Origin of the sequence: Actinomadura sp. HBU206391 (genome assembly GCF_014323665.1) — a bacterium.
GTDB lineage: Bacteria > Actinomycetota > Actinomycetes > Streptosporangiales > Streptosporangiaceae > Actinomadura_C.
The window spans coordinates 32,234-45,140 of the sequence record NZ_JABVEB010000021.1 but is presented as its reverse complement, the minus strand read 5'-3'; the positions used below and the strand labels follow the sequence as shown (position 1 = coordinate 45,140).

General features: G+C 69.9%; 9 protein-coding genes. 4 read left to right on the top strand and 5 right to left on the bottom strand.

Annotated elements, in window-relative coordinates:
• From HKK72_RS10780 to HKK72_RS10760, 5 genes are all read right to left on the bottom strand, one after another.
• Positions 1-963: an isopenicillin N synthase family dioxygenase gene (locus tag HKK72_RS10780; RefSeq protein WP_187234162.1), complete on the bottom strand. Its 963-nt coding sequence runs from the start codon at positions 961-963 to the stop codon at positions 1-3.
• Positions 960-1,391 (bottom strand): nucleoside deaminase, encoded by a 432-nt coding sequence (locus tag HKK72_RS10775; protein WP_187234177.1) that lies wholly within the window; start codon positions 1,389-1,391, stop codon positions 960-962. Before HKK72_RS10775 ends, HKK72_RS10780 begins: the two co-directional genes overlap by 4 nt.
• A 166-nt stretch (positions 1,392-1,557) precedes the next feature.
• A complete protein-coding gene (locus HKK72_RS10770) occupies positions 1,558-3,732 on the bottom strand; it encodes a hypothetical protein (protein WP_187234161.1) in 2,175 nt (724 codons plus the stop codon).
• A gap of 225 nt (positions 3,733-3,957) precedes the next feature.
• Positions 3,958-5,244, bottom strand: a complete 1,287-nt coding sequence (locus HKK72_RS10765) for a lipase/acyltransferase domain-containing protein (RefSeq protein ID WP_261986716.1) — start codon at positions 5,242-5,244, stop codon at positions 3,958-3,960.
• 257 nt (positions 5,245-5,501) lie between these two features.
• On the bottom strand, positions 5,502-6,305 hold the full coding sequence (locus HKK72_RS10760; RefSeq protein WP_187234160.1) for an isocitrate lyase/phosphoenolpyruvate mutase family protein: 804 nt from the start codon (positions 6,303-6,305) through the stop codon (positions 5,502-5,504).
• A 252-nt stretch (positions 6,306-6,557) separates the two neighbouring features.
• On the opposite strand from HKK72_RS10760, the gene HKK72_RS10755 reads away from it, so the two are divergent.
• From HKK72_RS10755 to HKK72_RS10740, 4 genes are all read left to right on the top strand, one after another.
• A complete protein-coding gene (locus HKK72_RS10755; protein ID WP_187234159.1) occupies positions 6,558-9,566 on the top strand; it encodes an NB-ARC domain-containing protein in 3,009 nt (1,002 codons plus the stop codon).
• A 101-nt stretch (positions 9,567-9,667) separates the two neighbouring features.
• Complete coding sequence (locus HKK72_RS10750; protein WP_187234158.1) at positions 9,668-10,462, top strand: dihydrofolate reductase family protein; 795 nt, start codon at positions 9,668-9,670, stop codon at positions 10,460-10,462.
• A complete protein-coding gene (locus HKK72_RS10745) occupies positions 10,462-11,850 on the top strand; it encodes an AMP-binding protein (RefSeq protein WP_187234157.1) in 1,389 nt (462 codons plus the stop codon). The genes HKK72_RS10750 and HKK72_RS10745 overlap by 1 nt, the downstream gene beginning before the upstream one ends.
• A gap of 149 nt (positions 11,851-11,999) precedes the next feature.
• Positions 12,000-12,857: a DMT family transporter gene (locus HKK72_RS10740; protein ID WP_187234156.1), complete on the top strand. Its 858-nt coding sequence runs from the start codon at positions 12,000-12,002 to the stop codon at positions 12,855-12,857.
• The last annotated feature ends 50 nt before the right edge of the window (positions 12,858-12,907 follow it).

Below are 12,907 nucleotides of genomic sequence, written 5' to 3'. Positions count from 1 at the left end.
TCAGCCGATGGTGATGGCGTCGAGCTTTTCGAGCAGGTAGTCGTGCGCGCGTACGGGACCGTAGGAGATCCGGCCGAGCGGCGGGCCGAGCGACTCGACGAGGGCGTCCGGGTCGCATTCGTAGAAGAAGACGAGCGACACCAGTTCCTCGTCGGGCGCGCTCGGGTCGGGTGGCAGCACGCGATGCCGGTTGGACTTCCACCGGCCGCCGGTCCAGCGGGCGAGGAGGTCGCCGATGTTGATGGTGAACGAGTCCTCGATGTACGGCGCGTTCGCCCACCCGCCATCCGGCAGGTAGACCTGCAGGCCTCCGACGCCGTCCTGGCGGTCGAGGATCGTGACGGTGCCGAAGTCGGTGTGCGGGCCGATCCGGAACTGGCCCGGCTCGGGCTCGCCGAGCTGCGACAGCGGCGGATACCGGTTGACGTTCAGGGTGTACGAGGGATGACCCGCGCGGGAGGTGAAGAAGTCCGGCGCCAGGTCCAGCGCCGTGGCGCAGAGCACGAGGAGCTCGTCCGCGAGCGCGCGCATCTCGGTCAGATGGCCGGTCAGCAGCCCTTCCAGCTCGGGAACCTCGTCCGGCCACACGTTGGGCAGGAACCACTCGTCGTCGATCTCCGCGTCGCCGATCGGCTCGTCGGCCCCGACCGCGAAGGTCTCCTTGAGATCGGGTGGGGTCTCGGTGCCCTCGGCGTAGCCGTTGGCCTCGACGCCGGGCGGAAGCCAGCCGCGTTCGCCGACCGTCACCGCGTACCGCTCCTTGATCTCCGCCGGCAAGGTGAAGAACCGCTTGGCGGCGGTACGGATCTCATCGCGCGGCGCCGCGGGAACCCCGTGGCCGGTGATCACCATGAAACCGACCTCGCGCAGCGCCGCGTCGACGCGCGCCGCCACTGCTCGCCTGCCCGCCTCGCCGCCCTCGAACCACGGGGTGAGATCGATGATCGGGACAGTGCTGCTCATTCGTCCGCTCCGATGTCCTCGTTCCACAGGTCGGGGCGCTCCTTGATGAAGGTGGTCATCAGCTCGACGCACTCGGGATCGTCGACCACGATCACCTCGACGCCGTGCTCGGCCAGCCAGGCGTGCCTGCCCTCGAACGTCCGGTCCTCGCCGACGACCACGCGCGGGATGCCGAACTGAAGGATCAGCCCGCTGCAGTACCAGCACGGCGACAGCGTGGTCACCATGGTGGTGCCGCGGTAGCTCCGCTGGCGCCCGGCGTCGCGGAACGCCGCGGTCTCGCCGTGCACCGACGGGTCGTCGTCCTGTACGCGCCGGTTGCGCCCTCGCCCGAGGAGCCCGCCGTCCGGGCCGAACAGTGCCGCTCCGATGGGCACACCCCCCTCGGCGTACCCGGCACGGGCCTCCGCCAGGGCGACGCGCAGCATCGCGGTCGGATCGGCCGGATGCGGATCATTCGCAGGCGGATCAGTGGAAACGCTGCTCACATGTCCACTATCCATTGCGGGCGGCAGCTCGGATAGAGGAAGAAACACGGCCGAAACGGGGCGATCCAGATTTAATCGCCCTGGAACATGCCGGGCCGGGCTCTCGTCAGCTGCGGCGCCGCGCCAGCGCGATGGCGGTCATCACGGTGAGCGCGAACATGAGGAAGACGACGATCTCGACCCAGCCATGGGTCTGGACCTTCTTGCCGGAGAAGAACAGGTCGTTGACGAGCCCGAGGAGCTCGGCGAGGGAGAAGAGCGTCACACCGGCCAGGACGAACTCGATGAAGCGTTGATAGCGGCGCGTGGAACGCTCTTGCAGTACGTCGAGGTGGGTGGTGAGGCGTCCGTAAAGCGCGTCGAGTTCGGCCATGTGGACGTCGAGCTCGGACTCCAGGCGGGCGATGTCGGCGGCCGAGAAAAGGTTGTCCATGAACCGGCGGGCCACGGCCGACGCGACCAGCTGATCGGAACGGAGCTTGGCGCGTCGCTCGCTGACCTCGGCCATGAAATCGCCCAGCGACAGGCGGAGGTCGGCGAGCGCCGGCTCGTTGCCGGTGCTCGCGCCCTGCGGAGTGGCGGAGTGCCGCTTGACCTCGGCGTGCACCTGCTCGAACTCCCGGTCGATCTGATGCCGCCACAGCCGGAAGAGCGCGGACACCGAGGCCGCGAACTCGACGACCTCTTCGTACTCGATCCACGACCAGTTCGGCGCCCCCGGCAGGAACAGCGTGGTCGTGTTGTTGGTCCGCACTCCGAGGGAGTCGGTGAAGGCGCAGCCCTCCAGCACGTCCTCTGGAGAGCGCGGATGGGGGTAGCGCACCCATTCCTCCAGGGACGTCGCCAGCGACTGCACCGACTGAGAGATCAGCGGCCCGGCGGCCTGGAGAATGTCCTCGCGGGTGGCCGCTCGTTTCCCGCCGGCGTCCGCGGTGGCGGCGGCGGCGCGGATCTCGAGAAGGACATGGCCGTCACCGTCCACGTCCTTGACGACGTGGTCGGCGTCGCCGCCGACCGCCAGCGTGAGATCGTTGATGAGTTCGTCGGCGTAGTCGCGCAACCTCGCCCACGTGCCGCCGCGTTCGCCGTGGATCACCTCTTCGCCCATGTAGCGCGAGCCGCGGCGAAAGCCCTGGTTGGTCTGGTGCAGGTTCAGGGCCGCTCGGCGGCTCTCGATGCGGACGTAGTGATTGCCCAGGTCATTGAGGCGGATCTCGGCCCGGTAGTCCTCGATCAGCTCACCGGCGGTCGTGGTGATGGACAGAGCCGGCAGCACGATGGTCACGCCGCCGTAGGACGGGCGGTCACGGTGTCCCCAGTACCAGATGTCGCTCAACTCGCTCGGCCGGGCGTAATAGGGGACCTGGCCCGCGAGCCCGGCGGTTCCGTGGCCGTCTCCCCACATGCGGGTCGCGGCCTCGCCGGCCTGCTCTGGGGAGACCCCGTCGAACGCGAAGGGAAAGACATAGATGAATCCCGCCTCGGTGAGTTCGAGACGGGGGATCGCCGGGTCGAGGACATATCCGCGCATGGCCATGAGCCCATGCCGGTAGGAGCGCAGTTCGCTCTCCCGGGCATCGCCCAGTATCGCGGGGTCGGACTCATGGCGCTGAAGCGTCCCGATCGCCTGGTCGAGGGTGTCCAACGCGTCGGGCTCGTCCCCCAGCACGGCGAGCACACTGCCGGCCACGTCGACCAAGCCGGAATAGGTGATCTCGTCGGCGCGCAGGATGTCATGCACGATCTCGATGCAGTCGGCGTCGCCATCCGGGTTCAGGGCACGCAGGTCATCGCCGAGCCGCTCGGAGCGGCTCGCGACCGCTTCGGCGTGGCGGGCCAGCGCGACGGGACACGAGCACTGGCAGGCGTTCTCGACGGCCATGCAGTCCTTCAGCGCCACCGACTGCTCCAGCAGCGTGCCGACCAGCGGTTCCGCCGCCCGTTCCTGGCGCCCTCCCGCTCCCGGGCGACGTACGGACTGCCAGGCCGCGTACATCTCGTCGATCGTGCGGGCGATGAGCGGTACGTGCTCGATGGAGAGTTCCCAGGATCGCTGGCACCGTGCGTACACGTAGAGGGCCAGCAGCAGGTGCGCGTCGGACTCGGCCGCGGTGTGCCAGAGCGACCGCAGTTCCGTCTTGAGGGCGTCATCTATCGGACGGCCGTTCAGAGCCGATTCGAAGGCCTTGACGTTGAGCCCCGTGTCCTCGATCGCCTTCGTGATCTCGACGGTCTCGCGCCTGCGGAATTCCTCGGCGATCCGGCGCCAGTCGGGGTCCACGGCCGCTCCCTGAGTACGAACTGCTGCTCGGCATGCGCTCCCCCGAGACGCTGCTGGATCGTATCTCACAAAGATCCACTCCGACGGCGCCCGCACTGCGTCCAATGGCTGAGCCAGCTGTCGACGGCCACGGCGCCGTCCAAGGATCTCTGAGCCGCCCGCCTCCCGGCTCTACTCTTCGGTGCGTGCCTGCTGCGCAGGCTAGCGGTCGGCAGTTGCCGAGCGTCAGCGCACGTAGTCGTCGAGCTGCGCCGAGATCCGGTGTTCGTTCGACGGCCACGAGGGGATTGCCAACGCGTCGATGTGGCCGGCTCCGCCGCGGGGGCGGGACACGATGGAGATCGGGCGGTCGGGCCGTCCGCGCGCGGGGATGTACAGGTCCACCCCGCTGATGAAGGGCTGCGCGAAGAACTGCGGGATCGGTGCGCTCAGGTCGGTGACGCCGTCTCTCTTGGCGTCGTAGGCGAAGATCCCGATCGTCCGCTTGGTCCGTGGGGTGTTGGCCGCGTTCAGCACCTCGCGGCCGTTGACCCGCAGGGAGTCGCCGGCCGCGCCCTGGTCGCCCCACCACTCCTTCTGCCGGTTGAGGACGAGGGCGGAGTGGCGCTCGCCGACCTCGATGAGGGCCGCGAGGCCTTCACCCGGCCGGCTCGTCAGCAGGCGGACCAGGGCGTCGGTGCGGCGGAAGGGCTGGAAGTACAGATGGTGGACGGCCGTCCGGCTCCACACCACGGCGAACTCGTAGTGGGCGTCACCACGGGCCTTGAACGGGCCCCATGATCCGTCGTCCCCGATGCGGTAGGCGGCGGCGGGCCGGCGGGTCTTGCGCGCGCCCGTGCGCGGGTCGACCTGGTAGATCTCCAGGCGAGCGCCCGCGGCGCCGACATTGGTCGGGAACAGCACGGCGCGGCCGGACAGGCGTACGTGGTGCTCTGGGATGACCGCGGTGGTACGCGGCGCCCGGCCGGTGAGGAACGGGTAGAACTGGGCGAAGGTCTCGGGCGAGGTGACGACCTGGGTGTGGGACTGCCCGGAGAAGTAGACGTTGGTGGCGCCGCCGATCCGGCGTTCGGTGGAGCCCTCGCCCCACACCGCGAGGGTCGGTACGCCGCCCGGGAGGTCGGCCGAGGACGCGCCGTCGAGGTTGACGTAGTGCGCGACGGTCGCCGCCCGTGCGGGAGAGCTCCGCAGATAGGTCTGCATGAGGCTGGTGCCGAGCGAGTGCGCGAGCAGGTCGACCTGGTCGGCCTCGGCCTTCTTCCGCAGCCGGGCGATCCGCTGGTCGAGGGCGGCGAACACCTGCTCCTGGGTGTTCACGGTGAACAGCGAGTCGTACTCGTGGGCCTCGATGTAGTCGGCCGGATATCCGTTGCCGGCCAGCCGCCGCGCCTGGGTCTCGAATTGCCCTCCCGAGCCGCTGAATCCGTGTACGAAGATCACCGGGCGCGGCCGGTGGCCGCCGGCGTGCGCGGGCGGCACGACCATGACAGGCACCAGGAGCAATGCGGACAACAGAGTGACAAACCTTCGCAGCACGGCGTCAGCCCTCTCTTGTCAGGACGCGCCACAGGCGGATCGCATGGCGCCGTCCCAGGAATCCGCGCGCCGGCCGTGGCGGGTCACACCCACGGCACCGCCGACCCGGAGACCGGATGTCAGCATCTGATCGATAAGGGTCGTGGTCAAGATATTCCCGGCGATCCGGCTCTCCGTTTGTGATGAGGCCCAACGAAGGGTCGGCGCCGCGTTCACCGCTCACAGCCGTCGGGTCAGGAGCGGTCCGCCGGCTCATCGATGAGGGCGACGACGTCGGCGTACCCGGGTAGGTCCGCGCTGACCGGCCGGCCTTCGGCGACCGCCTTCGCGGTGGCGACCGTCGCGTGGAGAGCGGCGCGGTACAGCAGTGAGCCGAGGCTGATCCGCCGGACTCCGAGCGATGCCAGGTCGGCGACCGTGTGACGGCCGGGCAGGAACAGGACGTTCACCGGGGACGGGGTTTCGGCGATGAGCGCCGAGATGTCATCGCCGGTCGCGATGCCCGGGACGAACACGCCGTCCGCGCCCGCGTGCGCGAAGGCAGACGATCGGGACAGCGCCTCGTTCAGGGGATCGGCGACGCCCAGCCAGAACGCGTCGGTGCGGGCGTTGACGAAGAGCTCCGGGACCCTGGACTTGATCGCGCCGATGGCCTCGACCTGTGCGGTCAGGTCGGTCAGCGACCCGTCCGGTCTGCCGTCCTCGAGATTGATGCCGGCGACGCCCATGCCGGCCAGCCGTTCGGCCAGGACGGCGATGTCGGTGGGGCCGCCGCCGAACCCTCCTTCGAGATCGACGGTGACCGGGCAGGGAAGTCGGGCGACCGAACCCGCCAGCCGGAGAGTCTCCTCAAGGGTGGCGCCATGACCGTCGGGTTTTCCGGCCACCGCGGCCACACCCAGGCTGGTGGTGCCGATCGCGGCGAAGCCGGCGGCGGCGAGCGCCGCGGCCGACGTGTAGTCCCAGGCGTTCGGCAGCAGCAACGGTTCCGCCGCATGGTGCAGAGAGCGGAACTCGGCGAAACGGTTCGAGGTCATACTCAACGTTAGGGCCGCGATACTTCGGCCGGCGGCGAAGTATCGGCCGGCGAAGCCATCTGGCCTGGCCGACCACCTGACAGCGATCGCTTTACAAGCAGCGCCACCCAGCGCCATCCTTGGATCATCATGACGGATTCGCGGGATTCGCCGTCGCGCTCGGGCTCGCCATCGTCCTCCGATCCGCCATCGCCGTCGGACCCGGCGTCCTCCTCGGACCTGCCGTCCCCGTCGGACCCGCAGCCCGCTCACGTGGACGTCGTCTTCCTGCTGGCCCGGCGGGACGAGCTGGGGCAGTTCCTTCGCCACCTCAACACCGAGGTGCAGCCGATCCCGGATCCGGAATCGGGCGGCACCGTCTACTGGTTCTCGCTGACCGGCTCGAGGCACCGAGCCGCCACCGGGGCAGAGAAGTCATGCTGTGCGCTGCTGATGGACGACACCGATCCCATGGGCTCGGCCGTCCATACCGCGCGGCAACTGGCGGTCCACCGGCCGCGTCTGCTGGTGACGCTCGGCCTCGCCGATTCGCTGAGCCCGGACGTACGTCTCGGCGACGTCATCGTGGCCACTCGCTTGTACGGGCACGGGTTCGCCGACGACGCGGGCGGTGGCGAGCCGGTCGTGTACCCGTGCAGCCCCCGGCCGGTGAACTGGGCGAGGAACTTCGAGTTCACCCATCCCGAGCGTTACCGGGCCTGGCAGCTGGAGTTCGAGGCCCTGACGGGCGGGCAGCCGGGCGCGGACCGTGAGCAGTTCGCCGGCCGTCCGGCCCGGCTGCACGACGGCCCGATCGGGTCGCGGCCGACGGCCGTACCGGCGACCGGGACGGCCGTCGGTGCGGCCGCGCCGGAACCCGGGCCGCTGGCCGTCGAGACGGCGAGTGCCAAGGTCCTCTCGGCGGTGATGCGAACCGGTCACGCGGCGGAGGTCATGGTCGTGCGGGGCGTCTCCGGCCACGCGGGTGGGGACGCAGCGGACATCCGCACTGACGGCTTCGCCGGGAGCGGCGACCTCGGGCCGGCGTCGGCCACGATTCTGGTGCGGACGATGCTGGAGGAGATCACCTTGGAGTCCGCCGCGGGCTCGCGGCTTCCATCGCCCTCCCTCCCCGGAACGAGCCCTCCGATCGGCAATGCCTTCGTGGGGCGCACGAGGGACCTGCAGACCTTGGAACGGCTTTTCACCGAGGACGACGCCCATCTGGTGACGGTGACCGGCGAGGGAGGGATCGGGAAGACGCGCCTCGCCCGTGAGTTCCTCCAGGCCGCGAAGAGCCGTTTCCCCGAAGGGATCTACTGGGCCGACCTCGGCTCCAACTTCGAACTCAGGAGCGTGGAAGAGGCCATCGCCCGGGCGGTCGGCGTCGAAGGCGTGCCGGCGAGCCAGGACAGCCTGGTCGCCGCTCTTCGCATCCGCCGCGGTGTGCTCGTGCTCGACAACTTCGAGAGCGTGGCGGCACAGGCGCCGCTGATCAACCGGATCATCGAGGCGTGCCCGTTCCTCCGGATCCTCGTCACCTCCCGCCAGCGGCTTCAGATCCCGAGCGAACGAGTGCACCGGCTCCAGCCGCTCGACCATACGGGCGACGTGGCGGATTCGGAGGCCGTGGCGCTGTTCGTCGCGAGGGTGGCGGAGTCGACGGCCAGAAGGACGTGGTCGCAGGAGGAACTGGCCACGATCGACAAGATCTGCCAGGCGGTCGAAGGCGTACCGCTCGCCCTGGAATTGGTCGCCTCGCAGGCCGGGCATGTCGGAGTCGCCGACATGCTCACCCTGGTGTCGGCCGGCGATGCGCCGGGAGACCCCGGGGGATGGCGGTCCGATCCGGCGTCCGCGGTGCACGTCGGTCTCGATCGCAGTTTCGCTTCGAGCCTGAACGCCTTGAGCGAGGACCAGTTCACCCTGCTCAAGGGCGTCGCATGCTTCGGGGGGAGCGCCTCGATGGAGGCACTGATCGCGATGCGGGGCTTCTTCGGCGACCGGCTGATCGAGGACCTCGGTGCCCTGGCTAACCGCAGCCTGCTGCGCACCGCGTTCGACCAGTCCGGATCTGCGCGCTATTCCATCCTGGCGCCGCTGCGGGAAGACGTCCGGCGCCGGCCGTGGCCTTCGCAGGCACGCACGGGCGTGGAGCGGGCACACGCCGACTACTTCGTCGATCTCGCCTGGACGGCGAAAGACCATCTGATCGGCCCGACCCAGGTGACCTGGCTCGACTCCGTCGAAGCCGACGTATGGAACTTCAGCCTCGCGCATGATTTCGTGACCCGCCACGGCGACATCGGCGACGCGATGAAACTCCAGGGTGGTCTCACCCGGTTCTGGTTCGCGCGCGACTTCCTGGTGATGGGCGAGGCCCTCGCCGAGAACACCGCGGCGCTCGACGCGCGCACGGAACAGGACGTGCCCTGGGCGGAGTGGTCGCTCTCCAGGGGTCTGATCGCGTGGCTCCGAGGGCGACCCGCGGTCGCCGAGGACATCTTCTCCCAGGTGACGCAGTTCGGCTCGCGGTCGGGGGCGGCTTTCTACGAGGCCAACGGGCTCGGCAACCGCGGTCTCGTCGCCGCTGACCAGGGGCGTCTGGACGAGGCCGCCCGTGACTACGCCGACGGTGAGGCCCGGGCCGCGTGGGCCGGTGACGACTGGAACCGCGCCATCTGCATCTCCGGGCTCGCGGGCGTGGAACAACGTCGGGGTGCTCTCGACGTGGCCTTCACCTCCTACGTCCAGAGCCTGGACCTGTTCCGTGCCACCGGCGACACCTGGAGCCTCGCCCGGATTCTGCGCCGGATGCTGTCGCTCGCGGTCGAGCTCGGTGATGACGACCTGATCCAGGCGACCGCCGAGGAGGCGCACGCGATGGGCCGCGTGGTCAAGGACGCCCATTCGGATGCCGAGCTCGACTGGTTGCTCGGCCAGCGCGACGAACGGCACCAGCGATATCGGGACGCGCTCCAGGGCTACTGCAGGGCGGCCGGCCGCTACGCGGATCTCGGCCGCGAGTCCATGGCCGTGCTGATTCTGCAGAGGGTCAACGCGCTCCTGCTCAGCCAGGACGAGAGCGAACTGGCCGGACGTGCTGCCGGAATCGCCGGCCAGCTCCTCGAGCGGAACGTTCGGCAGGATGCCGTACAGATGGATCCGCCGGATGCCGTGGCGGATCGGCTCGCGTACACGCGGGGGTTCAACTCCGGGGTGGGCGACAACGCGCTCACCGGGCTCGAAGTCCTCGCCGAGGCCGTGCGGTGCCTGGACTGAGTGGGGCCGGTCAGGGGGCGGTCGGTCAGGGTGACGCGCGCCGCCGGGCGGCGGCGAAGAGGTGCTCGACCGGCCGCGGCCGTCATGGTGGGATTGACGGTGTGCTGCAGATCTTCCCGCCTCTCGCGGAAGGCGGCTCTCGCACGGTGCGAGGTGAGGACCTGTCAGCGACCTGCGACTACCCCGGCGGGGCCGCGCGCGCCTACGTCCGCGTTCATCTGATCACCTCGGCGGACGGTGTCGTGATGGCGGACGGACCCGGCGGTGGCCGGGCTTCGCATGATGGCACGCTCATGGCCCGTACGCTCCGAGAGCTCGCCGACGTGATCCTGGTCGGGGCGGGCGCCGGTCCAAGCTCAGGCGACTCCGGCGCGACGCTGTCCGACGAGCCTGAGGAGGCCCGATCCGAAGGGTGCCGGCGACGCCGGCGAGAACGCGGACAGGCCGACGTCGCGGCCGTCGCGGTGGTCGCCGAGCACGCGGATCTCGATCCCCGGGGAGCGCTCTTCCGCGATGCTCTGGTGCGGCCCATCGTCTTCACGGTCGCCGCGGCCCCCCGCGATCGGGTGGCGGCTCTGGCCGGCGCCGGGGCGCAGGTGATCACTGTGGGGGACGATCGCGTCGAGGTCCCGTTGATCCTCGACGCGCTGACCGAGGCCGGCCTCACCCGAGTGCTCTGCGAGGGAGATCCGCTCCTCTACGGCCGGCTCCTCGGAGCGGACGCGGTGGACGAACTGTGCCGCACGCTCACGCCATGCCTCATCGGAGACGGCCTCGACCGCCACCCATGGCCGGGGCCCGTGTCGCTGCCGCTCCGACTGGTGTCGGTGCTGGCGGGCGACGGTGTGCTGTTCATGCGGTATGAGCGTGATCGCAGCGAATCGCAGGATCCGTGATGGCATCAGCGCCATCGTTTCCCGCCCTGCGTGAGCGCTACCACCGGCTGCTGGCGGACCGGTTCGCCGACCGGGCGCAGCGTCCTGGCTGGAGCGGCGCCCAGCTCGCGGCGCACCAGCGGACGGCGCTCCGACGGCTCCTCTCCCATGCCCGGGAGCACTCACCCTTCTACGCTCGCCGGCTCGCGGCGATCGATCCGGATCGTTTCGAGGTCGAGGATCTCGCGCGCATACCGGTGCTGACCAAGCCCGACATGATGCGCGAACTGGACGATGTCTTCACCGACCGGAGATTGAACCGGGCACTGGTCGAGGAGGCGCTGACCACCGCGGGTCCGGAACCCGCAGCGATGCACGGCCGCTACCTGGCTCAGGTCAGCGGGGGCAGCATGTTCGGGCGAGGGCTCTTCGTCCTCGATCTGGACACCGCCGTCGACAGCGCGCTGTGCGTGCTGCGGGCCAACGCCTCGGTCGGCACGAGGATCGCCATGGTCGCCGCGGGGTCCTGCGTGCACGGTACGGGTCTCGTGTCGGCGATGAATCCGCCCGGCGCCGGCCCCACGACCATCGTCTCGGTTCCCGCGACCCTGCCGCTGGAGGAGATCGCGGAGCGGGTCGAGCACCTCGACCCGCACGTGCTGGGCGGTTACCCGACCGTACTGGCCCGGCTGGCCCGGCTGCGGTCGGCCGGTCGGCTCCGTGTCGCGCCCCAACGCGTCCAGAGCACCGGTGAACAGCTCACGCCCGTGCTCCGCCGGATCATCAGGGAAGGCTTCGGGGCTCCGATCGTCGACGTCTTCGGCTGCTCGGAGAGCTTCATGGGGGTGACCGAACCCGACGGAGCGGTGTTCACGTTCAACTCCGACATGGTCATCGCCGAGCTCGTCGACGACCAGGATCGCCCCGTGCGCCCCGGCGTCAGATCGTCGGCGGTCCTGCTGACCAGTCTGAACAATCTCACCCAGCCGCTCATCCGGTACCGGCTCCCCGACCGGTTGCGCCAGGTTCCCACCGGCCGGTCCCCGCTGCTCCAGGCGACCGCCGAGGGACGTGACGTCGACCTGTTCCGGTACGGCGACGCAACGGTGCATCCGTTCACGGTCTCAGCTGTCCTCCTGGAGCTGGCCGGGGTGGTGGACCACCAGATCCTGCAGACACCCGAAGGCGTCGAAGTGCTCCTGGTCGCGGACCCCGATATCGACCTCACCGGCCTCCGGCATGTTCTCGTCACGGCACTCGGCTCCGCGGGCCTGCGCGACGCCGACGTGACCTTGACACCGGTCGCCGGGCTCGCCCGCTACCGGCACAGCGCCAAACTCAGCCGCTATGTCCCGCTTGACGAGAGTTCGCCGGAGCAGGGGATCGGTGACACGGACGGCGTGGTGTGATCGAGCCGTGACCTGGCGTGAGACGCTGCAGGTCCGGCCGCACATGAACCGCGCGGTGCGGTGTGGCGGGTCGCCGGTGAGCGGCGAAGCGGCCTTCTTCCTCCGCCGCCGGCCGGCGTACGGCGTGGAGGCGGGGCAGAGTGATCGCGATGGTGCTGGCGGTGTTCGCCGCCGTGAGCAACGCGCTGTCATCGGTCCTGCAGCGGCGCGCGGTGCAGTCGGCCCCGGCGACTCACGGGCTCCCGGTAGGGCTGATGTGGTACCTGATCCGCCGGCCGGCCTGGCTTGCGGGCATCGGGGCGCTCATCGCGGGCTTCCTCTTCCAGGCCGCCGCACTGAGCGGGGCCGGGCTCGCTCTCGTACAGCCCATTCTCGTGACCGAACTGCCGTTCACGATGATCTTTGTCGCATGGCTGTTCCGGATCCGGCTCGCCGCCAAGGCCTGGCTCGCCATCACCGCCCTCACCGTGGGCCTCGCCGTTCTTCTCGTCGCAGCGGGCCCGGTCGAGAGCCGCCGCCTGCCGGACCGGACCGGCTGGACGATCGCCACCATCGTGACCGTCGGGGTGGTCGCGGGATTGGTGGCGGTGGCGAGAGTCCTCAGGGGGGAGCGCCGGGCCACCGTCCTCGGGGTCGCGTCCGGCCTGGGCTTCGCCTTCACCGCCGCGCTGATGAAGCAGGCCACAGAGGTCCTCGCCGAGGATCCGCGGGCCCTGCTGACCTCGTGGCCGGTCTATGCCATGGTGGCGGCCGGTCTGTGCAGCCTGTTACTGCTGCAGCTCGCGCTGCAGGCCGGAACGCTGGTCACCATACAGCCGGCGCTGAACGTCACGGACCCGGTGGCGAGCATCGCGTACGGCGTCGGCCTGTTCGGTGAGCAGATCCGGCTGGGAGCCTGGGTGGTGCCGGAGGTGATGGGCATCGGCTTGATCCTCTACGGAAGCGTCGGGTTGGCCCAGTCGGCCCCGATCCGCCGGCACGAGCACGTCACACCGCTCGACGGCTGACCGGCAGCCTGCGCCCGCCAGAAGGAGACGTGCCGGCCGACCGTTCAGCC